Below are 23,992 nucleotides of genomic sequence, written 5' to 3'. Positions count from 1 at the left end.
AATCAATCAATTCAACGCGACGCAAGGTAGTCAAATCCAACCCATCAACGCAGCGACCAGCACCACGATGCGATCCGACTTGCGCCGTCGCCCATGCAGCACCGAAAGCTTTGCGAATTGCAAGCGCCGTCCCAACGACATTGGCTGCGAAAAAACCCGCTGTGCACGCTGCACAAAAACATTCGCAGGATCCGCAGCCAAGTAGGCTTGCATAGCTGCGGCAATCTGCGTCCGGTACCAGCCGCTCCGAATCTTTGCGAGGCGTGACCGCGCCCCACGCCATCCGCCGCGCGATCCGATCTCATTACTACCATGCTGCCGGTAAGCGATCCAGGCGCGCGTATCGAAAGTCCACCGCAGCCCGTGGGCGCGCGCCAGCAGATAAATAAGCCAATCGTGGTAGTGCAGCGATTCGGCCAATTCATGGTGCCGCCGCAGGAAATCCTGCACAAGCAAAAACAGGTCCGCCCGCACAACAAAGGTGCATCCCTGCCCGGCACCCTCGAAAAGGAAATCGCCTGCCCGCATGTGCCCGTTTTGGCGCACTACCTTGCGTCGCCCGTCGAGCCAGAACGAATCGACAGCGCCGGAATACCCCGCACTCCGGTCGCGCGCCATGACGGTAACGGCTTCTATCAGTTTGAGCGGATGCCACACATCGTCCTGGTCAGCTAATGCAACATAATCAAAAGATGATACGTCGACATCGCGAAACAGGCGACGGAAGTTGGAACCGGCGGAACCGCTGGCATCAGCCTTGGCTAGGAATGTAAGAGACGCCGTGCCCACCAAACCATTAACTATTTCCAACGTAGCATCCAAAGAATGATCGTCGGAAACATAAATTGAGACATCTACATTCTCCTGGACCACAATTGAATCAATCTGCTCTTTTATCCATTGCTCACCGTTAAATGTCGCCATCAGAACGACTATCTTTGGCTTATGTTTTGACATGATGTCGTCCGGTGGATGACGAACCATTGATGAATCTGGTTTGCCCCCTCGCGCTAGAGGATGCCAAACGAGAGCAAATCAGATACACAACGAACTGAAACGCCACATTGAGAGACATAAGATTATTATTGAATACCATGAGAACACTAGACGCGTAGATAGTACACAGCGACAGCATGTGGTAAAAACTCTTTACCTTCGCAAAGTATCCGATGAGCAGCCCCACAAATGTGGCAAAAATTATTATGCCAACCTGTCCTCCAAGCGTGGGGAAAATATTTGCAAATCCGCTTGCCACATTAAAGGCGCCAGACACCTGCCAATCGTTTTCAAATCCTCCGATTAGTTCTACTCCGAACAATGCAGATAAAATACGCGGCGGAATGGCCCACGAAAACAAATCGACAAAATTAAACGTAGGCGTCAATAATTCAGTCATATTGACATAATTCGCGATCGGCGTAATGCCGTAAATATACACCCAGATAAAACCGGAGGGCAACCATTCTGGATAATCCACTTTCAAACCGGCCAAATCAAGAAACTGCTCCCGGCCCGTTCGTATATCTCCAATAAATCCGAAAATATAAACTACCGCAAGGATGCAAAGAGATATCAGACCAATGCGACGCCAACCTACGAGTCCAATGTAAAGAATAAGCATTTGCAGACCGACAACCAAAAACATTTTCCGGGTAACCAGCAGCAAAAAAACGAGTAACACCATAAAAACCTGAAAAAGATATTTACGCTGTTGAGTGAGGAGATACAAAGAAAACGATATGGTTGCTACCGCAGCACCGATCGCGTACAACAAACCATGGAGACCCGGTATACCAAAATCAAAATGCGTGACATCGGACCCAAGCATCATGGAAATCAATGGAATCTGACCGAAGTATAAAAATTCCAATACCAAAATGGCGTAGAACACTTTCAGCAACACCCGATTCATTTTATAAGCATGGCCGAGATCAACGGTGATGATTGCCTCGGGTTCAGGCCTCCGTTTAAATGCCGTTGAAACCAGATTGAACAGCGCAAAAAGTAAAAGCACCAAGGCAGTGGGAATAAGCCCTGGGGCCAAAGCCCGAAGCACTCTCACAATTGAAGCTTCGCTAAAGATGGTGAGATCGAGCCAGTACAGAAAAATGACTAAAATCCAGGGTGCAAAGACAAACCATACAGCACTTGGGCTTTTCCAAGGGAAGCTGATGCGCTGTTTCATCGAAAGCCATTCGTGACGTGCAAAAATAAACTGTTTTTCACCGCAGCTTTCGCCGATGAAAACCCTGTTTGGCATTTGCAATAAAGCGAAGTAATCCTTTTCCACGATATCGTGCCAAAGCATCAATAGCACCCAGGCGCATTGCTCTGCCGTTTTCCGTTGCACCGCCCTGCGATCCTGGCGGACGCCCCATTATCATCAATGGAAAGTTAGAAAAATGAACGGGGATTTGAAGGGACTTACGAAGAACGAAATCAAGGTCTTCGTGATAACGCATGCTTTCATCGAAACCTTCAGCAAAAGCTTCCCTGCGAATACTTAAGCATGAAGGGTTGAGAAATGAAAATATCACCATGAGTGCTTTTGGAAGCCGCTGGAGTCGTGCTCGCGGCAATATGGAAAATATTTTCAGCGTACCGCAAAACCAGGTAAAAGCATGGTAATGCAAAATCACTTCTGGCTCCATAAAAACATGACGCACATGGGCTACCTTATGGGGAATCCAAAAGTCGTCTGAGTCGCAGAAGCATACAACAGCACCAGTGGAGCATTGCACACCTCGATTACGCGAAGCAGAAACGCCTTGGTTAAGCTCATTTCTAAGGCAGATTACTTCGACGCCCTTGGTCCTTATGTCCTTAATCAAAGCAGAAAAATACTCCTCGACCGGTACGGCTGAGCTATCGTCCACAATTATTATCTGCGTGATAGCCGAGGTTTGATTCAAAACAGCACGGATAGAGATTTCTGCCAAGTCGAATCGGTCTTTTACCGGCATGACAACGGAAATTGTCAGCGGCTCCTCGCTGGTTTCTAAAGCAACTGTCGACATCAATTCCATTTTTTTGCTTTCGCCCAACGGATGAGTTCTCCTGAATACTTAAGAAGTCCTAAGTTAGACATTGACTTTAAAATAATCGCGGCGAGCAATGTCACAGAGCCTGTGCGGCCCGAAAATGCGGCACGCAACGCATCAACCGACAGGCAGTTTTCAAGAAGTTGCTTGACGAGATCCGTGTTTCCCTGAGAGGCAGCATTCAGCGCGCGCGCGACTCTATCATGTCGATCCAGCCATCGATAGTGGTCAAAATCTGATTGTGTCAACAGTGCATTGTTTTCGTGAAGGTATGCATCCATCACTAGAAAAAAATCTGGTCGCGTGAGACGGTTACGAATCTTATGGGAAAACTGGTTTTGACCAATGCGGTATTGCATAAGGCGGCGACCGATGACACCAATTGCACACCGTCGCGCCAAACGCAAATACATATCCACATCTGAAGCGGATTTAAATCGACCATCACCCCAAGTTAAAATATAGTCCGTGAAAACGAATGTTCGCACCATCAAGCTTGAAATAACCAAGCGGTTGCGATATCGCAGAAGGCCTTTGAATAATTCAAGAAACGAATATTCCCGCACCTCTCCCGCATTGATAGCCGGAATCATGTCTATATGTCCCGTCACCATGGAACCGTCATTGATCGTTTCGACTTGAGAAAAAACCGCTTCGATGTGTTTGTTAGCATTAAGCCACAACACCTGGGTCTCGACCATTTCATTTGAATAAACATCATCCGCATGAAAAATACAAGTGTAGGACCCGCCGGCCAATTTCATGCAGCGCGTAAAATTACCTTCGGCACCAATGTTGGCGTCGTGCCTGTGAACAATCAGTCGAGGATCACCGATTTTTTCAACAATAGCGACAGTTTCGTCGGTTGATGCATTATCAACTATATGAATTATGAAATTTTGGTAAGTTTGGCTTAATAAGCTCTCGACCGTCTGCCTTATAGTACTTGACACATTAAATGTCGGTATGCAAATGGTAACGAGCTCGGGCGAATTCGATGCAGGCCGAGCCATTATTTGTGCCACCCGCAAACGACATTGTCGATTGACTGAAAGAAAGGCGTAGCCCGCTCCGATTCAAGAAAATTCTTGGCATTCTCCCGATACACACACTTCTCCTTGGCACTTAACGCCGACGCGAAGCGCCACATATCAGTCCATGAAGCGAAATGTCGACGGTCTATAAAACAGTCGCTAGGGATGTAGTTGGCGATGTCCGGAGCTCCTGCATACATTGGAATTGCCCCCGAAAAGAAACAATCAAAAATCTTTTCAGTTATGTAACCTTGCATGTGCATATTTTCCAGGCACAGACAAAAATCATAAGCAGCCAAAACTTCATACTTGGATGCACAATGCCCCTTGTAGATTTTCATCAGCGCTCTTCTATTAAGAAAATACGCAGGCCACAGGGACCGGCGATCCCACCACTTGCTCCATCCCATACCGTAAAGATCGATGCAATCAAATTTCGACAGCTCCACCATTGCTGAAATTCGTGTGCTGTAAAGCTCGTTGGGTTTGCCCCAAGCCTTGTGATTTCCATTAATCACCACGGCACGTGGCAGTCGGTCGGAGCGGCTCCAATGTTGACTGAGCACACCGTCGTACGGCAATGGCCAGTAAAACTTGCGGAGCGTCCCGGCATTGACGCCTTCCATGCTATACCCATCACCGACCGTATTATGCAAATAGACCCGGTTGAATACTGCAGAAAGTCGTGGCAGCATTTTATACAGATGTGGAGCAACAATCGGAGGCTCCATGATGACAAAAGCGTCAAGTTCTGCCAAACCTTCTTTTTCAATACTTTCAAATCTCGATGCAATCCCGAGGGAATAGTATTTCGGCTTATCCAAGCCGCTGATGCTTGAACTATGGTCAACAATGTGGTCGGCAGTCGCCACGCGAACGTTACGCGATTCGAGCATTTCTTTAACGCGTATAAACGGCAGCAATTGATCATCACGATTCAATACCGAGTTTTGCGCGTTAAAAAGTTGACCATCGAGAAACGATGGGTAGGATGGGTCGATATATATGCTGGTCGACATTTTCTCTTAGGTGTTTTTTATACTACGCCGGCCCATCGCGAACAACACTGCCAGATATAGCAGACCGCATATTCCAACGACAAGGATTTGCGAAAACATAGTTGCATGACCGGATTCTGCTTTGAGACCTAAGGCAGTAACGTATATGCCCGCTGCACCCAGCGGCACTGGCCAAAATAAGTGCACATTAAGAAGATTGCGGATTTCTTTCCTTACGGCAAGGAAGGTCGCCCATGCAGCCGCGGCGGATGCGGCGGCTATCGATATGCCGACGCCGAGCCCTTGAAATGGCCGTGCGAGCAGGAGGAAGGTAGCGAGCGCAGTAAAAGCGCCGCATAAAGCTGGCACGATCAGGGCGCGGGTCTTGAATTTTGCATGGAGAACCATGGCGAAGGTATATGCGACGACGCGGCATACCTCCGCGATGACGCCCCAGTAGACATATTGTCCCGCGTCGGCGTAGGCGGGGCCCATGAATAGGCCGACAAGCTCCGGAGCCACGATGGCGAGATAGCATCCGGTCACCACAAAGATCGGTATGGCGACGCGCGCATAAGCCGCCCATGCCTGCATTTGCGCGTCGGGGGTGCTGGCGCCGATAGTTCTGTAGAACGCAGGCATTAGGTAGGACGACAGGATCGACTCAACAGACGACATGATGGCGACGCTGACCCCGACGCCAGCAGCCACCAGACCAAGATCGGTCATAGCGATAAAGTTGCCGCCGAGTAGCCGGTAACCTTGAGCCTGGATGGATGCTAGTCCGACGGCAATCGAGATGGGCCAGGCAAAAGCGAATAGGCTTCGGACTTTCCTGCGCTCCAGCACAGGGCTGGCTTTACGTGGCGTAGCGATGGCAGGAAAGGACCTTGCCGCCAGCATTCCAACGATGGCCTGGCCGACGATGATCCCCAGAAACCAATGTTCTGCCGACTTACCGAATGTGCTTGCAAATCCGAATGCACAAGCCAGCGACAGGGCAGCCGTACCTGCACTGAGAAAGAGAAACTCGCGGGTGCGGCCAAGCAGATTGAGACCGGAGATCGCAGTCGAATTGATCGAGAGCGTGACGAGGCTGGCGGCTATCAATCCGGCCAGCATCGGCACCGATCGGCCGTGAACACCGTTGTAAAGAGGCAGGCCCCACGCCGCAGCTGCGAGGCACAGCAGGCCGACCATCGCCACGGCTACATAGAACAGGTGGAAATACCGCGTCAGGCTGCCTGCCTCGTGCCATGCATGCATGCGCCGGTTCATGAACATGCCCACCGGATTGATTAGCAGTGCAGACACGATGGCGACAGCCGAAGTGAGCATGAAGACGACCGCCATCTCGCTTGGCGGCAGCATGCTGGTGCCGATCTTCAATGTGGCAAACATCAGGAAGATCTGGGTCACCCGGGCCAGAACGAAAAGAATGCGTCCCAAAATATTGTTTGTCGTGCTTTGGAGGGCGGTCTTCGGAGCGACCCGCAGGCCGGCTTTCAGGGCTGCAGGTTGGCGACGGCGTGATCGACGGCGGCCCGGGCTGCGGAAAGGTCAAGTCCGTGCTCCTGCAGCAGATATTTGTAGCTGCCGCAATGGTGCGAGAAGCGGTCGTTCACGCCGATGCGCAGGACACGCACGGGATGGTGGATAGAGCAGACTTCGGCCACTGCAGCTCCCAGTCCGCCAATCACCGAATGCTCCTCCAGTACGCAAAGCAGCCGGCTGCCCCTGGCGATCTCGACGAGCTGGTTTTCGTCAATCGGCTTGATGGACGGAACGCTCCAGACAGCGGCGTCCGGATAGCCCGCCTCCTGGATGTCGAGAGCAGTGCGCACCATCGAGCCGGTGGCGATGAAGGTGACAGGGCCGAGTCCGCGCGCGACCGGCTGAAACTGATTCATTGGCAGAGCGGGTGGCAAAGTGTGAACATCGCCCAAGTCGGCCTTGCCCATGCGCATATAGACTGGCCCTTTCTGTGCGTACGCCTGTTCCATACAGGCAGCCAGCTCAAAGCGGTCCGCAGGCGAATAGATCGTCAACCCCGGAATCGCCCGCGTGCACGCGATGTCCTCGGTCGACTGATGGCTGGTGCCCAGATGGCTGTAGACAAAACCCGCCCCATCGCCGCACAGCACCACCGGCAGATCGTCGTGCGCGATGTCGAGCTTGATCTGCTCCACCACCCGCACCGGCACGAATGCAGCCAGGCCATAGACGAAAGGCCGGAAACCCGCGCGCGCCAGGCCAGCCGCCATGCCGACCATGTTCTGCTCGGCGATGCCTGCGTTGATGTACTGGTCCGGGCACTGGGCGCGAAAGGCGTCGAACAGCGCGTAGCCGTGGTCGCCGGTTAGCAGCAGCACGTTCGGATCGGCCTTGGCCAGCGCCACCAGGGTGTCGGAAAAGGCGGCTCTCAAAGTTTTTCTCCCAGCGCCGCGACGGCGTCGGCATAGGTTTTGTCGTTCAGGCGCGTGTAGTGCCAGATGTTGTCGTGTTCCATGAAGCCGACGCCGCGCCCCTTGACGGTCTTGGCGACGATGGCCTTGGGCTTGCCGCTGCCGTTGGCCAGCAGGCTGCCGATGGCGGCGTCCAGCGCGTCTTCGTCATGGCCATCGACGTTGACGGCGTCGAAGTCGAAGCTGTCGAACTTCGCCTGCAGGTTGCCCAGGCGCAGGACGTCCTCGGTCTTGCCCATGGCCTGGAAGCCGTTTTCGTCGATGATCACGACCAGGTTGTCCAGGCCATGGTGGGCGGCGAAGAGCATGCCCTCCCAGATCGGGCCTTCGTTGATTTCGCCGTCGCCCACGATGACGTAGACCTTCTGGTCGGTCTTGCGCAGCTTGGCGCCCAGCGCCAGGCCGACGCCGACGGAGAAACCGTGGCCGAGGGAGCCCGAAGTCACCTCCAGGCCGGGAATGCGCGAATCCGACAGGCCCTTGAGGTCCGATCCGTCGGCGAAATAACGGTCGATGTCCTGCCGCTGCAGCCATCCCATTTCGTACATGCAGGCGTATTGCGCCATCACGCCGTGGCCCTTGCTCAATACGAGGTAGTCGCGCAGGGCGGCCCGGGGATCGTTACCCGGATAGCGCAGGTGCTTGCGGTAGAGCACGGCCAGGATCTCGATCAGCGAGAAGGCGCAGCCGATGTGCACGGTGGAGCCGGCAAAGGCCATGTCGAGCACGGTCTTGCGCAGCTGCGCCGGGTCGAAGCGACCGCCGGTGCGGGCCGGGTCTTGCAGGGTGTCTTGCATGGGATGACTCGATGGGGATAAAGGGGGCGGTGGCTCAGGCCGGCAGGTCCGTTGCGGCACGATGCCAGGCCGCGGTGCGGCGGATGGCCTCGTCGAGCGCGAGCGGCACGCCGAGCGCGAGCGCGCCCAGCGCCTTGCGGGTGTCGGGCACGTACCGGTCCGGCGCCATGCCGCCGCCTGCCTGGCCCTGGACCGTGACGGCCGACGGCGAGGCAAGGGCCTGCGCGATCCGGCGCGCCAACTGCGCGATGGACACGGCCTCGCCACCGCCGACGTTATAGGTGCCGCCGCGCTCGCCACGCAGGAGGATCGCCCACAGCCATGCGGCCATGTCGGCGGCATAGAGGTAGCTGCGCAGTGCGGTGCCGTCGCCCTGGATGACGATGGGCTGGCCGGCCATGGCGTCGCGCAGGAAGTTGCCGAGCGCGAAATGCTTGTCCAGCGGCAGGTAGGGGCCGAGGAAGGCGAAGCAGCGTGCCACCCGCACATCCAGCCCGTGCTGTTTTGAATAGGCGGCGCCCAGCCATTCAGTGGCGCGTTTGCCTTCGCCGTAGGCCGAGCGTGCGTCGCGGATATCGGGGGCACCCAGCCAGGATTCCGGAACGCCTTCCTGTCCCTCCGGCTGGCGCCCGTACATGGCGCCCGAGCTGACCAGCAGCACGCGCTGCGCGCCGGCCTGCACGGCCAGGTCGAGCACCCGCCGGGTTCCCTGCACGCAGGTGTCGAAGGTTTCGAGCGGCGTGGCCGAGGCGACCACATCGGTGGCGGCGTGGATCACGAGATCGAATCGCTGATCGGGCCACGCGAAACTGCGGACATCGCCCTGCAGCAAGCTGACGCCGGGCGCTTGGGCAAGAAAGGGGGCTTCGCTGCGGAACGCCTGCGGATTGCGGCTGAGCACCGTGATGCGGCAATCCAGGGCAAATCTGCGCCCGGCGTGCAACAGGCTCGCCAGCAGCCACTTGCCGACAAAGCCCGTGCCGCCGGTGAGGAAGACATGCCGGCCGCGCAGCTGCGCCCAGTCGGCCGCGCCGATGGCATCGGTGACGGCCTCCAGGTCGCTTTCGAAGGGCGGGCGCAGCGCGGCGTGCGGCATGGTGTTCAGAAGCCGATGCCGAAGAACTCTTCGATCTTCTGCACGATGAAGTCCAGGTGCTCGGTGGTCAAGCCCGGGTACACGCCGATCCAGAACGCCTGGTTCATGATCTTGTCTGTGTTCTCCAGGCTGCTTGCGACCCGGAATTCGCGCCCGATCATGTAGGGCTGGCGAACCAGATTGCCAGCGAACAGCAATCGGGTGCCGATCTTCTGTTGGTCCAGATAGGCCAGCAGATCCACCCGCTTCACGCTGGACTCGGGCTTGAGCTTGCAGAGGAACCCGAACCAGGACGGATCGCTGCCCGGCGTGGCTTCGGGCAGTTCGAGGAACTCGGCGCAGGACTGCAGCTTGGCCTTGAGATAGGCGAAGTTGTCCTTACGCGCCTGCACGAATTCATCTACCCGGTCCATCTGCGCCAGCGCGCAGGCGGCCTGCATGTCGCTGATCTTCAGGTTGTAGCCCAGGTGGCTGTAGGTGTACTTGTGGTCGTAGCCCTCGGGCAGTTCGCCCAGCTGCCAGCAGAAGCGCTTGTTGCAGGTGTTGTCCTTGCCGGGCGGACAGTAGCAGTCGCGACCCCAGTCGCGGAAGGACTCGGCGATCAGCTTCAGCTCGGGGTTGTTGGTGAAGACCGCACCGCCCTCGCCCATGGTGATGTGGTGGGCGGGATAGAAACTCAGCGTGCCGATGTCGCCGAAGGTGCCGACCATCTGGCCGTTGTAGGTGGCGCCCAGGGCGTCGCAGCAATCTTCCACCAGCCACAGGTTGTACTTCTTGCAGAGGGCGGTGACGACGTCCAGGTTGAAGGGATTGCCCAGGCTGTGGGCCAGCATGATGGCCTTGGTCTTGGGCGTGATGGCCTGCTCGATCAGGCTGGCATCTATGTTGTGGGTGGCCAGGTCCACGTCCACGAAGACGGGCACCGCGCCGAACTGAAGGATGGGATTGACGGTGGTGGGGAAGCCGGCCGCGACGCCGATGACTTCGTCGCCCCTTTGGATAGCGCGCTCGCCCAGGCGAGGCGAGGTCAGCGCCGAGAAAGCGACCAGGTTGGCCGAGGAGCCCGAATTGACGGTGATGAGGTACTTCACGCCCAGGTACTGGGCCAGGCGCTGCTCGAAGGCCGCATTGAAGCGGCCGGTGGTGAGCCAGCCGTCGAGCGATGCCTCGACCATCATCTTCAGCTCGGAAGCGCCAATCACCTTGCCCGATACCGGCACCACCGATTCGCCCGGCACGAAGGGCTTGGGCGCGTGGGCGATGTCGGCGTACTGCTGTACCAGTTCAGCGATCTGGGCGCGGATGGCAGCGGTCGCAGGAGTGGGTGCAGCAGGCGCGCTGGCCGCCGGCTGGTCGTCGATCGGTGTGATGGGGATCACGGGAGCGTTCACGAGAGAGATTCCTTTTTCATCGATGTCATGTACTGCGCGATCTGCGTTTCGCAGGTCCTGCGCATGTCTTGTTGCCCCAGCCAGGCTTGGTGCCAGTGAAGGATGTGCTCCAGTGCTTGGCCCAAGGTCCAGCGCGGCTGCCAGCCGAGGCGGTGGCGTGCCTTGGAAATATCCAGCTTGAGGTAGCCGGCCTCGTGCGGATGGTCGGCGCCGTCGAGTTGCCAGCGGGCATTTTCACCCCACTGTCGGGCCATCTGCTCCACGATCCACTGCACAGGGCGGGCATCCTCGTCGCGCGGGCCGAAGTTCCAGCCCTCCGCCACAGCCTGGCCGTCGCCGAACAGGCGCTGGGCCAGCACCAGGTAGCCCGACAACGGCTCCAGAACATGCTGCCAGGGCCGGGTGGAATTGGGGTTGCGGATGACCACAGGGCGGTCTTCCTGGAAGGCACGCAGGATGTCGGGGACCAGGCGGTCCAGCGCCCAGTCGCCACCGCCGATGACGTTGCCCGCGCGGGCGGAGGCCAGGGCGATACCCTCCTTCTGCATGAAGGAACGCCGGTAGGCGCTGGTCACGAGTTCGGCGCAGCCCTTGCTGTTGCTGTAGGGATCGTGCCCGCCCATGGGCTCGTCTTCCCGATAGCCCCAAACCCACTCCTGGTTCTCGTAGCATTTATCGGTTGTCACGCTGACGATGGCCCTGACCGTGCCGGCCGACCGGGCAGCTTCTAGCACATGTACCGTGCCCATGACGTTGGTGGCATAGGTTTCGACCGGCTCTGCATACGACAGGCGCACCAGCGGCTGCGCGGCCATATGCAGCACGATCTCCGGCTGGAAAGCGTGCATGCAGGCGCGTACAGCGGCTAGGTCGCGGATGTCGGAGATGGTCGACTCCATGCCGACTGCGACACGGGCCTCGTCGAACAGGGCAGGTCGGGTAGGCGGTGCCAGCGAGAAGCCGTGCACGACCGCGCCCATGGACTGCAGCCACAGCGACAGCCAGCTTCCCTTGAAGCCGGTGTGACCGGTCAGGAAGACACGCTTGCCGCGCCAGAAATCGGGATCGACCAGGCCCGCCACGTCAGCTCCAGACTTTCCAGGGCGCCTTGCCGGAAGCCCAGAGGTCTTCGAGCAGGTGCTTGTCGCGCAACGTGTCCATCGGCTGCCAGAAGCCGTGGTGCTCGTAGGCCATCAGTTCGCCGGCCTCGGCCAGGCGGTTCAGGGGCTCTTGCTCCCAGGTGGTGGAATCGTCGGCGAGATAGCCCAGCACCTTGGGGGAAAGAACGAAGTAGCCGCCGTTGATCATGGCCCCGTCGCCCTTGGGTTTTTCCCGGAAGCTGCGCACCTTGCCATTTTCCATGTCCAAAGCACCGAAGCGGCCGGGCGGGTACGTGGCGGTCAGGGTGGCCGCCTTGCCGTGCTGCTTGTGGAAAGCGATCGTCTTGCCGATGTCGACGTCGGCCACGCCGTCGCCGTAGGTGAAGCAGAAGGCTTCCTCGTCCTTGACGTAGTCGGCGACGCGCTTGAGGCGCCCGCCTGTCATCGAGTCGTCGCCGGTATCCACCAGGGTGACACACCAGGGCTCGGCGCGTTTGTGGTGGACTTCCATCCTGTTGTGGCTCATGTCGAAGGTGACGTCGGACATGTGCAGGAAGTAGTTGGCGAAGTACTCCTTGATGACATAGCCCTTGTAGCCGCAGCAGATGACGAAGTCGTTCACACCATGGTGCGCGTAGGTCTTGAGGATGTGCCAGAGGATGGGCTTGCCGCCGACCTCGACCATGGGTTTGGGCCGGGTGGCGGTCTCCTCGCTCAAGCGAGTACCGAGGCCGCCGGCCAGAATCACTGCCTTCATTTTTTCCTGCTTGCTAGAAATTAAATGGATGAACTGACGAAGGCGTCCGATAAGAAACGCCGGGGCGGCAGACCCGCTGCGACCAGTTGCTCCGACGCGCTGGCGATCATGGCGGCCGAGCCGCAGGCATACACCATGGTCCGGGACCAGTCGGGCTGCCGGTCGAGCAGGGCCTGCTGGACGTGACCGCGCGCGCCCTGCCAGTCATCGCCCGCCCTCGAAAGCACGGGCACATATTCCAGGGATTCGACACCCCCGGCGGCCACCTGCCAATAGAGATCGACGGCATGCCGGCCGCCCCACAACACGGTGACCGAGCGCGGCAGGCCCGGCGTGACGCGGTCCGCCATGCCTTCCAGCATGGCCTTGACCGGTGCGATGCCGGTGCCGGTGGCCAGGAAGACCAGGTCCAGGCCGGCCACGTCGCGCAGGAAGAAACTTCCCTTGGGGCCTTCCAGGCGCAGAAGGTCTCCGGCTTTGGCTGCACCGAACCAATAGGCGCTGAGCGCGCCGCCGGGGACCGCGCGGATATGCAGTTCCAGGCGGCCATCGGCCGATGGGGCATTCGCCACCGAGTAGCTGCGGCGCACGCCGCCAGGGCCGATGACGTCCACATACTGGCCGGGCAGGTAACGCGGTGCGGCCTTCGGCGGAAAGCGCAGCAGGACGCGCAGGACGTCTACGGCCGGCCGGTCGAGCGCATCGATGCGACAGGGCGTGGTCCGGCTGGGGAAGTCCGCCAACAGGCTGACGTCATCGATGTCCAGGTGGACCTCGTCGATCGCGGCGCTGGTGCAGGTGAGGATGTGGCCGGTCTGGCGGTCGGCATCGCTCAGGCCGCTGTCGTCGCCGACGGACTCGGTGCGGCCCCGCACGACACGCGCCTTGCAGGTACCGCAGCGGCCGGTGCGGCAGCTGTGCTCCAAGACGATGCCGGCCGCGCGCGCAGCGTCCAGGATCGTGGTCGGGGCCGTGGCCTCGAAGCGTTTGTCGTTTGCGAGGACCACCTGCGTCATCCGCCGCTCCTCCGGGTAAGGATCAGGTACATGGCATCAGTAGGAGCCGCGCCCCGAAAAGACAGCACCGACGGTTCTGGCGATCAGGCTCAGGTCACCCAGAAGGGTCCAGTTGCGCACGTACGAGGCGTCCATGGCGACACGCTCCGCATAGGTGGTGTTGGAGCGGCCATTCACTTGCCAGGGGCCCGTGATGCCCGGACGCATCTTGCAGTAGGCCTGCGCATACGGCCCGTAATAGGTGTCCAGTTCCAGTTGCACCACCGGACGTGGTCCGACGATGCTCATGTCGCCGCGCAGGACGTTCCAGAACTGCGGCAGTTCGTCGAGACTGGTTTTGCGGATGAACGCGCCGAAGCGTGTGATGCGCGGATCGCGGCGCAGCTTGAAGGTGGTGGTCCATTCCTCGCGCGCCTGCGGATCGTTTTCCAGCAGATCGCGCAACACTTCGGCCGAGTTGGTCACCATCGAGCGGAATTTCAGGCAATCGAATTCACGGCCATCGCGGCCGACCCGGCGGTGCTTGTAGGTCGCCGGCCCGCCGGTGGTTGCGAGCACAGTCCACCAGATCAGGATAAAGATGCCGCTGAACAAAGTGAAAAACAGCAGGGCGCCCACGATATCGACGCCACGCTTGGCGGCCCGTTTTCCCCAACCTTCCTGCTCGCCCCACGCATCCTTGGCAGCGATCATCTGGTGCTGCGTCTCTTCTTCGGATCGCCGCATCGGCCTATCCTCGACCCAAGGCGCGCCGCCAGGACGCACTCAACCGTTCAATGCGCTCGGCCGATTGACCATCCGCCCTTGCATCGAGCCAGCTCCGGCGCGCAAAGATGAAGATCAGGAGGAGCAGAAAGCTGCCAGCACCCGCTACGGCCGCCACAATGGCCCTGCGGGGCTTAGATTTGTGCTCGGGCGGCTGTGCCGCATCCAGGGACTGGACCACGGCGCCCTCCCGGCTTTCGTCCACCCGGGCCAGTTCGTACTGGCGGGAAAACAACTCCAACAGTGTCTCCTGGTATTTGAAGTCGCGGTACTTGGCGATGTAGTCATTACCGCCGGCGACCCCGTTCGTACTGCTGGCGGGCTGCGCCGTTTCAGCGCGAGCCAGCTCCTTGCGCAGTGCGGCCAGCTCGGCCTGCGCCTGCCGGAACTCGGGCGCGGCCTCGGTCAGGAAACTGCGCATGGACGCAAGCTTGACTTCCTGTGCGGTCACCTGCGCGCGCAGCCGCGCCGGCCCTTCGAGCGCCGTGGCGGGATTGGCGTTGAGGGTGGCGACGCTGACTCCGGTTGCTGCAAGCGCCTGTTCGGCCGCGACGAGCCTGTCCTTGGTCTCCGCAAGCTGCTTTCCGAAGAAAACGCGGCGCTGCTGCGCCTCGGTGATGGCCAGGCGTCCGAGCAGGCGGGTCAATTCCTCGGGGTAGGCATTCGCTACCTGGGCGGCGAAGGCCGGATCGTGATCGTCGAACTCCACCGTCACGATGTTGTCCTTACCGGCTGCGATGCGCGTGTTTTTCTCCAACTGCTTGCGCGCATCGCCCTTGAACTTGGCCTCGTACCGATCCATCAGCCCAAAGCGCTGAACCAGTTCATCCTCGACCGCATTGCTCTTGAGGAATGACACGAACTGGTCCGTCGGGTTTTTCAAACCCGTGGCGGCACCTGCAAGGCCGCCGAGCGAACCAAGCGACTGCAGCACGCTGGACGCCATGCTCTGCTGCTGCTGAGGCGGCAAAAAAGTGGCGATGGCGGTGTAGGTCGGAGCAATCGCGAACGTCACCGCAAAAGCCAGCACCGCCACACCCACCGGTGCGAGCACCAGCAAACGCAGGTTGTCCGCCACAACCTGCAGCAGGTCGATCAAGTCACGACCGGGCTCGTCTTGCGCCAGCGTATCGTCCAGCGCCACCCTGTTCTGAAATTCGTTCGCCACCTTAGAGACCCTGGATGACCTTGATGGCCGCGATGCCCAGTCCGAACTGGGACAGGATTTGGGTGAAGTCCTTCAGCTGACGGACCACGAAATTACGGGTGGTCTCACGATCGAGCTTCTCCGGAACCACGAGCGTGTCGCCCGGCATCAACGCCAGTTTGTCGAAGCCGCCGCCGAAGAAACCGCCGCCGGCATCGCCGCGAGTCACGATGCTGCCATCGGCACGCAGTACGAACATCTGGTCCTGATCCGCCTCTTCGCGCAGGCCGGCGGCCTGCGCCACATCGGCCACGGTCTTGCCGGTCCGATAGATGAATACGTTCTCGTTGTTGACGGCACCGGTCACGCTCACGAAACCAGGTGTGGACGGCACCAGGATATGGTCACCGTCTTCCAGCGGCAGGTCCGGCAGCGCCACGACAGTTTGCTGCTTGGGATCGAGTTCAAGCGCGATGCGTCCGTCGCTGCGCAAGGTGCGCAGGCTCTGGATCTGCGAACGCGCCAGCAGCTGTTGCTGCTGCAGCACGACCGCATCGACGTTCGTGCGGTTGGCGATCAGGAAGGAAATCTGGCTTTGCTGCTGCGACTCCAGCCGGCGGATCAACTGGTCCAGGTTCTCTTGCTGCTTCTTGCGCACCGACTCGCGGTCAATGGCAGTGCCGAAAACATAAGCCTGCGGCGTGAGCCCGCCGACACGCTCGATCAGTTGGCGCAGCGTTTCGCCAGGCTTGACCTCGTACAGACCCGCAGCGGCCACTTCACCTTCGAGCCGCACAAGGCGCGTCTGGCGCAGCACCGGCAGCTTCAGGTCCTTCTGGCTCAACACGGTGACCACATCGCCCGGCTGCAGTTCCAGGTTCTGGCTTTCGTCCCCGCTCAGCAGCAGCTTGCCGGGGCTGAAGGGAATCAGGGTCGTCTTCAGTTGATCACGGTCCAGGCGCTCGATGACGGCGTAGTCCCAGTTGATTTGATCGACCATGCTGCGCACGCGGTCGCTAAGAGTGGCGCCAGCCTTGCGTGCCGAATCGACATCCGCACCTGCCGTGCCGGTCGCATCGATCGCCTGGATGCCGCGATCGCCATCCAGCGTCTGCACCAGCAAGTTCTTGCGCTGGTAATAGTTGGGCGTGATCAGCGCATCCTTCTCTGGAATCAGGTCGCGCAGCTTCATCCCCGGGAACCAGCGGTAGCGCAGCGGCGCCGCCACATTGCCCTGCAGCGTGACCGCGTTGGCGAACGCGGGGCTGATGTTGAGCAGGGTCACGATGTCGCCGTCCTGAAGCGGCAGGCCCAGGCCCTGCGCATCCAGCTTCACGTCCTGCACCTGACGCGGCGGGTTCTGGCCGGGCACGACACGTTCGACCAGCGCCTTGGAGGTGGCTGCCAGCGTGGGCACGCCGCCGCTCAGTGCCAGGATGCTGCTAAGCGAAGTCTGCGAACCTTTGAGCTCGTAGATCGCCGCCTGGTCGAGCGCCCCGGTGATCGCCACGCGCGGCCCCACCGGCGGTATCACGATGACGTCGCCGGCCTGCAGGGCCACATCGCCGCTCTTGTCGCCGGAGCCGATGAAGTTGTAGAGGTCCAGCGTGGTGACCTTGCTGCCGCCGCGGCGCAGCTCGATGTTGCGCATGCTGCCGTTGGCGTTGGGGCCGCCGCTGGCGAACACCGCGTTGACCAGGGTGCTCAGGCTCGACAGGGTGAAGGTGCCGGGCCGCTGCGCCTGGCCCACCACGTAGACCTGCACGCTGCGCAGCCGGCCGAGGTTGGCGTTCAGGTCGAAATTGGTGAAGGTCTTGCCGAGCTGGGCGCGCAGGGCACTCTCCACGTCCTTTTCACGCACACCCGCCAGCGTGACCACGCCGGCGCGCGGAATGGCGACCTGGCCGTTGCGGTCGATGGTGAGGGTGCCGTCGAAATCGACGCCGCCCCAGACCTGCAGCCGCACTTCGTCGCCCGGGCCGAGCACATAACTCGAAGGCGCGGCCGAATTGCCGTCCGGCACGTAGGCGACCTTGGGCGTGTCGAAAAGCTCGCTGCCGTAGATCGGCAGCAGCCGGCCGGTGGCCTGTTCCACGAACTGCTGGAACTGGCTGGGTTTGGCTGGCGTGCGGGCCCGGCGCGAATCGCCACGGGTATTGATCGAGTCGTCGAGCGGCTGCGTCTGCTGGTCGCCGCTGTCGGCTGCGCTGCTGCGGGCGCCCCTGCTCAGGGAGCGGGCACTGGAATCGAGCCGGCTGCCACCCTGGCCAGGTGCATCGGCACCGGCGGCATTTGCCGCCGAACCGGCACCCGTGCCTGCTCCGGCTCCTGCTCCTGCGCCGACCGACGACGCCGCGCCGGTACCGGACGACGTGCCGCTCGTGGCGCCACTCGTCGGCCCGGTATTGCCGAAGGTACCCAGGTAGAACTGGGCGTGTGCAGGCCCCACGGCAATGGACAGGCACAAACCTGCCGCGAGAAGGCGGCGCAGAAGCTGGGGCATGGATCGATTGGTTGTCATGACGTGCAAAACAGGTCCCCGGACGCAGCCGGCGCAGGGCGCATCAGGTGGGGTGGACCGTCAGTCGCGAACGAAGTGAATACAAAGAAACGCACGCCTCAGGCCGAAGCGCTGCGCAGGCCCGGCTCCCGCGGCGGCGGATCCGAAGCACCGAAACGCCGGTTGCGACCGGCGAACCATACAAGCGATTCGTCCAGGCGCTGAACGGTGAACGCAGGAAACAGGGTCTCCGTGAAATACATCTCGGTATAGGCCATCTGCCACAGCATGAAGTTGCTCACGCGCACTTCACCGCCGGTGCGGATCAGCAGGTCCGGGTCGGGCATGTCACCGGTACTGAAGTAGGGCTGCAGCGCCGCTTCGTCCAGCGTTTCCGGGGAGGCGCCGGGGTTGGCCGTCATCCAGGCACGCATCGCGCGGGTCACATCCCAGCGGCCGCCGTAGTTGACGGCCACGGTCAGGGTCAGGCCTATGTTGTCGCGGGTGAGCAGCTCCACTTCTTCGAACAGCTGGCACAGCGGCCGCTCGAAACGGCTGACGTCGCCGATGATCTTCAGCCGGATGCCGCGCAGGTGCAGGTCGCCGGCTTCCTTGCGCAGATAGCGCAAAAAGAGCTTGGTCAGGCCCGAGACTTCCTGTTCGGGACGGCGCCAGTTCTCGGTGCTGAAGGCGAACAGGGTGAGGCATTCCACGCCCGCCGCCATGCAGCGCTCCACCAGCGGGCGGATGCGCCTGGCGCCGCTGGCATGGCCCATCATCTGGGGCAGGCCGCGTTGCGTGGCCCAGCGCCGGTTGCCGTCCATGATGATCGCCACATGGCGCGGGATGGCGCTGTCGCGAACACCGGCGGCAGACGCGGTGTCCCCAGGCGATTGGGACCGATCCACCCCGTGGTGCTTCATCTGATTTCTGGACTTTCTGAGGGCGGCGGCAGCTTCTGTGACCCTGCACAGGCTTGGCCGAGCGTTTCGTGTTTGTTAACGCAATATCGCGGCAACGTCATATTTCGGCAGGCGCGTAGTCTAATGGACTTGACCCTCCCGGACGTGGTCCGTCTATCCCCTCACCGGATAATCCACGACGTGGCCATTCCAGCATCGTTCATCCAGGACCTGATCTCCCGCACCGACGTGGTCGAGGTCGTCGGCCGCCACGTCACCCTCAAGAAAGCGGGCGCAAACTTCATGGGTTTGTGTCCTTTTCACGACGAGAAGTCGCCATCCTTCTCGGTCAGCCCGGTCAAGCAGTTCTATCACTGCTTCGGCTGCGGAGTGAGCGGTGACGCCATCAAGTTCCTGACCGAATACACCGGCGCCAGCTTCGTCGAGGCGGTACAGGACCTGGCCCAGCAGGCCGGCATGACGGTGCCGCAGGACAACATCGCCGCCGGCGAACGCGAACGCCTGGCCGCGCAGCGCGCCAAGCAGGTGACGCTTTTCGAGGTGCTGGAAAAGGCTGGCGATGCGTTCCGCCAGCAGCTGCGCAAGTCCTCGCGGGCCATCCAGTATTTCAAGGGCCGGGGCGTGTCGGGGCAGATCGCGCAGCGCTTCGGGCTGGGCTACGCGCCGGAAGGCTGGCGGGCGCTGGCCGGCGTGTTCCCCGCCTACGACGACCCCCTGCTGGTGGAGAGCGGCCTGGTCATCGCCGGTGAAGCGGCAGACGACGTTCCCGAATCCCAGCGCAAGCGCTACGACCGCTTCCGCGACCGGGTGATGTTCCCGATCCGCAATGTGAAGGGCGAATGCATAGGCTTCGGCGGCCGGGTGCTGGGCGACGAGAAACCCAAATACCTCAATTCGCCCGAGACACCGGTCTTCAGCAAGGGCCGCGAACTCTACGGCCTCTTCGAGGCCCGCACCGCCGTGCGCGAGAAGGGCTACGCCCTGGTGACCGAGGGCTATATGGACGTGGTCGCCCTGGCGCAGCTGGGTTTTGCCAACACCGTGGCCACGCTGGGCACCGCCTGCACCAGCGAGCATGTGCAGAAACTGTTTCGTTTCACCGATACGGTGGTCTTCAGCTTCGACGGCGACAACGCCGGCCGGCGCGCGGCCCGCAAGGCGCTGGAAGCCGCCCTGCCCTTCGCTACCGACGTGCGTGCGGTGCGCTTCTTGTTCCTGCCGAGCGAGCACGATCCCGACAGCTTCATCCGCGCCGAGGGCCAGGAGGCTTTCGCACGCATGGTCGAGTCCGCCGTGCCGCTCAGCCGTTTCCTGCTGGATGCGGCGCGCGAGGACTGCGATGTCGACACCGCCGAAGGCCGCGCCCGCATGGCCAGCCAGGCACGGCCGCTGTGGATGTCCATGCCCGACGGCGCGCTGCGCCGGGCCTTGCTCGGCGACATCGCCACCGCCGTCCATCTCGACTCCCAGGAACTGGCCAGTCTCTGGGGCAAGCCGCAGCGCGGCGACCGGCGCCCGCCCGAGCACGCACCGGCCTTCGATGGCGACATGCCCGACATGCCGCCGCACATGCCGCACGACCTGCTGCCGGATCTCTATGAGTTGGCCGATGCCAGCCATGGCCACGGCCATGCGGAGCACGGCTCTGCGCCGGCCGGCGGCCAGCGGCGCGACGCCAAGCCGGGCGCCAGCCGCTGGACCCGTACCCCGGACGGCAAGTGGAAACGCCCCGAACCGGTCGACCCCTATGCCGAGCCGCCCGGCCGCGGCCCGCGCACGCCCGGCGTGAACCGCCCGGACACCGCCGCGCGCCTGCTGCTGCTGGACGCCGAAGCGCTGGACACCCTGGGCCACGACGACCGCGAACTGCTGAGCGCCCTGCCGCCGCCGCACGGCCCCCTCTTCGTCTGGCTCGAAGGCCAGTTCCACGAACACGGCCCGCAGGCCTGGCCGGAACTGCGCGAGGCCCTGCAGGGCCATGCCAGCGAAAACCTGGCGCTGAAGGTGATGCAGGGCCCGCAGGCCGGTTTCGAGACCAACACCGGCGAACTGCGCGGCGAGCTGCGCGATTGCGTGGTGCGCATGCAGGTCGAATCGCTCAAGGCCCAGGAGACGGCGGCGATCGCCGAGGTCGGCACCGACCCGGGTGCGCTGGAGCGTTATCGCAGCCTGCATTCGCGCCGATTGGCACTGGAATCGGCACCAAAGGCCTCTTGAAATTCGCGTAGAAGCTATAATGTCAGGTTGCTGACGGCAAGAGCGACAGCAGTACCTCCGGATCCGGCCCACCGACGCCACAGCGCGCGACTGGCCAATCTCACCGCAAGGGCTGCACACCAAATGATCGCCCACACCCTTGTCGTCGGGGGAAGCCTCCCCCACCTACGGGTGGCGGAACATTCATTCGCCGATGTCTGTTCCCGCCATCTCGTTTCTCCTCCGCCGGGCCGTGGCGCCCCAGTTTTCTTTGTGTTGTGAATTTTTTGAGTTGAGGTGTTCATGCCTGTTCAAAAGCCCGCGAAGTCTGCCCAGCCAACCCACCCGGCCAAGAATGCCGTGACCACGGTGAAACCCACAGCCAGCAGCGCAGCCAAGGCTCCGGCCAAGTCCGCAAAGACCGCCAAGCCTGCCAAAACCTCCGCAGCCGCCGACAAGAAAGCCCCGCAACCCGTGTCCACCAAAGCATCGCTCAAGGCCGCCGCCGACGAAATCCTGAAGGCAGCCGCCGCTTCGACCGAAACCAAGAAGAAGCCGGGCCGCCCGCCCAAGGCCGCCGCGGCCGCCGCCACCGAAGGCGCCGCCGCCGCCGCACCGGCCCCCGCCAAGCGCGGCCGCAAGCCCAAGGCCGCCACCACCGCCGCCGCATCGAGCGGACCGGCCGTGGACGATGCCGACATGTCCGACATCGAAGCCGACCTCGAAGGTGAAGTCGAAGCCGAGACCGAAGTCGCCGCCACCCCCGCCGGCGTGGTCGAGAAGGTCAAGCCGCTGCGCATGAAGATCAGCAAGGCCAAGGAGCGCGCGCTGATGAAGGAATTCGGGCTGGACGAGACCGTCCTGTCCGAAGAAGACATGGCCAAGCGCCGTTCGCGCCTGAAGACCCTGATCAAGCTCGGCAAGACCCGCGGCTTCCTGACGCACAGCGAAATCTCCGACCACTTGCCCGACAAGCTGGTCGACCAGGAAACCCTGGAAGTCGTCATCACCATGCTCAACGACCTGGGCGTGGCGGTGTACGAGCAGACGCCCGATGCCGAGACCCTGCTGGTGACCAACACCGCGCAGACCGGCGCCACGGAAGAAGAAGCCGAAGAAGCCGCCGAAGCCGCCCTGTCCACCGTGGACAGCGAATTCGGCCGCACCACCGACCCGGTCCGCATGTACATGCGTGAAATGGGCACGGTCGAGCTGCTGACCCGCGAAGGCGAAATCGAGATCGCCAAGCGCATCGAAGGCGGCCTGATGGCCATGATGGAGGCGATCTCCGCATCGCCCGCCACCATCGCCGAGATCCTGCGCATGGGCGAGGAAATCCGCGAGGGCAAGGTCGTCATCTCCACCGTGGTCGATGGCTTTTCGAACCCGAACGAGGCCGACGACTACGTGGCCGAGGAAGACTTCGACGAGTTCGACGAGGAAGACGACGACGACGGCAAGGGCGGCTCCAAGGCGCTGACCAAGAAGCTCGAAGAATTGAAGCGCGACGCCCTCTCCCGCTTCGACCGCCTGCGCGAGCTGTTCGAGAAGATGCACGCCATCTACGACAAGGAAGGCTACGGCGGCGCCTCGTACATGTCGGCCCAGGTGCAGATCTCCGAGGAGCTGATGACCATCCGCTTCACGGCCAAGACCATCGAGAAGCTGTGCGACCTGGTGCGCGCCCAGGTCGAGGACGTGCGCAAGAAGGAACGCGAACTGCGCAAGATCATCGTGGAGAAGTGCGGCATGCCGCAGGAAACCTTCGTGAAGGATTTCCCGCCCAACCTGCTGAACCTGAAGTGGGTCGAGAAGCAGGCCGCCGCCGGCAAGCCCTGGAGCACGGTGCTGACCCGCAACATCCCGCCGGTGCAGGAACTTCAGCAGAAGCTGATCGACCTGCAGTCGCGTGTGGTGGTGCCGCTGACGCAACTGAAGGACATCAACAAGCGCATGAACGCCGGCGAGTCCTCTTCGCGTGACGCGAAGAAGGAAATGATCGAGGCCAACCTGCGCCTGGTGATCTCGATCGCCAAGAAGTACACCAACCGCGGCCTGCAGTTCCTGGACCTGATCCAGGAAGGCAACATCGGCCTGATGAAGGCGGTGGACAAGTTCGAATACCGCCGCGGCTACAAGTTCTCGACCTACGCCACCTGGTGGATCCGCCAGGCCATCACCCGCTCGATCGCCGACCAGGCGCGCACCATCCGCATCCCGGTGCACATGATCGAGACGATCAACAAGATGAACCGCATCTCGCGCCAGCATCTGCAGGAGTTCGGCTTCGAGCCGGACGCCTCCATCCTGGCGGCCAAGATGGAGATTCCGGAAGACAAGATCCGCAAGATCATGAAGATCGCCAAGGAGCCGATCTCCATGGAAACGCCGATCGGCGACGACGACGACAGCCACCTCGGCGACTTCATCGAGGACCAGGCCAACACCGCCCCGATCGACGCCGCCATGCAGGCCGGCCTGCGCGACGTGGTCAAGGACATCCTCGACGGCCTGACCCCGCGCGAAGCCAAGGTGCTGCGCATGCGTTTCGGCATCGAGATGTCCACCGACCACACGCTGGAAGAAGTGGGCAAGCAGTTCGACGTGACGCGTGAACGCATCCGCCAGATCGAGGCCAAGGCACTGCGCAAATTGAAGCACCCGAGCCGCAGCGACAAGCTGCGCAGCTTCATCGATACGCTGTAAGCGGCCGGCCTTCGGGCCTCTTGAACGACAAAGCCCCGTGCATCGCTGCACGGGGCTTTT

At 61.2% G+C, this 23,992-nt stretch carries 19 protein-coding genes; 2 read left to right on the top strand and 17 right to left on the bottom strand.

What is annotated here, in order from left to right; genetic code table 11:
* Nucleotides 1-30: 30 nt before the first annotated feature.
* The 17 genes from GT347_RS20590 to uppS form a co-directional block, all read right to left on the bottom strand.
* On the bottom strand, nucleotides 31-957 hold the full coding sequence (locus tag GT347_RS20590) for a glycosyltransferase (protein ID WP_160553974.1): 927 nt from the start codon (nucleotides 955-957) through the stop codon (nucleotides 31-33).
* On the bottom strand, nucleotides 944-2,290 hold the full coding sequence (locus GT347_RS20585; protein WP_160553973.1) for a hypothetical protein: 1,347 nt from the start codon (nucleotides 2,288-2,290) through the stop codon (nucleotides 944-946). The genes GT347_RS20590 and GT347_RS20585 overlap by 14 nt, the downstream gene beginning before the upstream one ends.
* Nucleotides 2,223-3,044, bottom strand: a complete 822-nt coding sequence (locus GT347_RS20580; protein ID WP_160553972.1) for a glycosyltransferase family 2 protein — start codon at nucleotides 3,042-3,044, stop codon at nucleotides 2,223-2,225. The genes GT347_RS20585 and GT347_RS20580 overlap by 68 nt, the downstream gene beginning before the upstream one ends.
* Nucleotides 3,017-3,994: a glycosyltransferase family 2 protein gene (locus GT347_RS20575; protein ID WP_160553971.1), complete on the bottom strand. Its 978-nt coding sequence runs from the start codon at nucleotides 3,992-3,994 to the stop codon at nucleotides 3,017-3,019. Before GT347_RS20575 ends, GT347_RS20580 begins: the two co-directional genes overlap by 28 nt.
* A gap of 59 nt (nucleotides 3,995-4,053) precedes the next feature.
* Nucleotides 4,054-5,094: a glycosyltransferase family 10 domain-containing protein gene (locus tag GT347_RS20570; protein ID WP_160553970.1), complete on the bottom strand. Its 1,041-nt coding sequence runs from the start codon at nucleotides 5,092-5,094 to the stop codon at nucleotides 4,054-4,056.
* 6 nt (nucleotides 5,095-5,100) lie between these two features.
* Entirely contained in the window at nucleotides 5,101-6,492 is a 1,392-nt protein-coding gene (locus GT347_RS20565; RefSeq protein ID WP_160553969.1) for a lipopolysaccharide biosynthesis protein, read from the bottom strand.
* 86 nt (nucleotides 6,493-6,578) lie between these two features.
* Nucleotides 6,579-7,499, bottom strand: coding sequence for a transketolase family protein (locus GT347_RS20560; protein WP_160553968.1), 921 nt, complete (start codon nucleotides 7,497-7,499; stop codon nucleotides 6,579-6,581).
* Nucleotides 7,496-8,335 carry a transketolase gene (locus GT347_RS20555; protein ID WP_160553967.1) on the bottom strand — a complete coding sequence of 280 codons (840 nt, stop codon included), beginning with the start codon at nucleotides 8,333-8,335 and terminating at the stop codon, nucleotides 7,496-7,498. The genes GT347_RS20560 and GT347_RS20555 overlap by 4 nt, the downstream gene beginning before the upstream one ends.
* Before the next feature lie 34 nt (nucleotides 8,336-8,369).
* Nucleotides 8,370-9,431, bottom strand: a complete 1,062-nt coding sequence (locus tag GT347_RS20550) for an NAD-dependent epimerase/dehydratase family protein (protein WP_160553966.1) — start codon at nucleotides 9,429-9,431, stop codon at nucleotides 8,370-8,372.
* Nucleotides 9,432-9,436: 5 nt separating this feature from the next.
* Nucleotides 9,437-10,735: a lipopolysaccharide biosynthesis protein RfbH gene (gene rfbH, locus GT347_RS20545; RefSeq protein WP_160555456.1), complete on the bottom strand. Its 1,299-nt coding sequence runs from the start codon at nucleotides 10,733-10,735 to the stop codon at nucleotides 9,437-9,439.
* Nucleotides 10,736-10,818: 83 nt separating this feature from the next.
* Entirely contained in the window at nucleotides 10,819-11,904 is a 1,086-nt protein-coding gene (gene rfbG / locus GT347_RS20540; RefSeq protein WP_160553965.1) for a CDP-glucose 4,6-dehydratase, read from the bottom strand.
* Nucleotide 11,905: 1 nt separating this feature from the next.
* Complete coding sequence (rfbF, locus tag GT347_RS20535) at nucleotides 11,906-12,679, bottom strand: glucose-1-phosphate cytidylyltransferase (RefSeq protein ID WP_160553964.1); 774 nt, start codon at nucleotides 12,677-12,679, stop codon at nucleotides 11,906-11,908.
* 20 nt (nucleotides 12,680-12,699) lie between these two features.
* The gene (locus GT347_RS20530; RefSeq protein ID WP_160553963.1) at nucleotides 12,700-13,695 is read right to left on the bottom strand and encodes a 2Fe-2S iron-sulfur cluster-binding protein; all 996 of its coding nucleotides are present in this window, start codon (nucleotides 13,693-13,695) and stop codon (nucleotides 12,700-12,702) included.
* A gap of 36 nt (nucleotides 13,696-13,731) precedes the next feature.
* Nucleotides 13,732-14,421, bottom strand: coding sequence for a sugar transferase (locus tag GT347_RS20525; protein ID WP_160553962.1), 690 nt, complete (start codon nucleotides 14,419-14,421; stop codon nucleotides 13,732-13,734).
* A 4-nt stretch (nucleotides 14,422-14,425) separates the two neighbouring features.
* The gene (locus GT347_RS20520; RefSeq protein ID WP_229722409.1) at nucleotides 14,426-15,628 is read right to left on the bottom strand and encodes a Wzz/FepE/Etk N-terminal domain-containing protein; all 1,203 of its coding nucleotides are present in this window, start codon (nucleotides 15,626-15,628) and stop codon (nucleotides 14,426-14,428) included.
* 1 nt (nucleotide 15,629) lies between these two features.
* Nucleotides 15,630-18,110, bottom strand: coding sequence for an SLBB domain-containing protein (locus tag GT347_RS20515; RefSeq protein ID WP_229722408.1), 2,481 nt, complete (start codon nucleotides 18,108-18,110; stop codon nucleotides 15,630-15,632).
* Nucleotides 18,111-18,226: 116 nt separating this feature from the next.
* Complete coding sequence (gene uppS, locus GT347_RS20510) at nucleotides 18,227-18,931, bottom strand: polyprenyl diphosphate synthase (protein ID WP_229722932.1); 705 nt, start codon at nucleotides 18,929-18,931, stop codon at nucleotides 18,227-18,229.
* A 279-nt stretch (nucleotides 18,932-19,210) separates the two neighbouring features.
* On the opposite strand from uppS, the gene dnaG reads away from it, so the two are divergent.
* Together dnaG and rpoD are read left to right on the top strand one after the other, a co-directional pair.
* Nucleotides 19,211-21,247 carry a DNA primase gene (gene dnaG / locus GT347_RS20505; RefSeq protein WP_160553960.1) on the top strand — a complete coding sequence of 679 codons (2,037 nt, stop codon included), beginning with the start codon at nucleotides 19,211-19,213 and terminating at the stop codon, nucleotides 21,245-21,247.
* A gap of 282 nt (nucleotides 21,248-21,529) precedes the next feature.
* Nucleotides 21,530-23,932: an RNA polymerase sigma factor RpoD gene (rpoD, locus tag GT347_RS20500; RefSeq protein WP_160553959.1), complete on the top strand. Its 2,403-nt coding sequence runs from the start codon at nucleotides 21,530-21,532 to the stop codon at nucleotides 23,930-23,932.
* Nucleotides 23,933-23,992: the final 60 nt, after the last annotated feature.

Source organism: Xylophilus rhododendri (assembly GCF_009906855.1).
Taxonomy (GTDB): Bacteria; Pseudomonadota; Gammaproteobacteria; order Burkholderiales; family Burkholderiaceae_C; genus Xylophilus; species Xylophilus rhododendri.
Note: the sequence above shows the minus strand (reverse complement) of the source record. Positions and strands in the feature narration are given on the sequence as shown.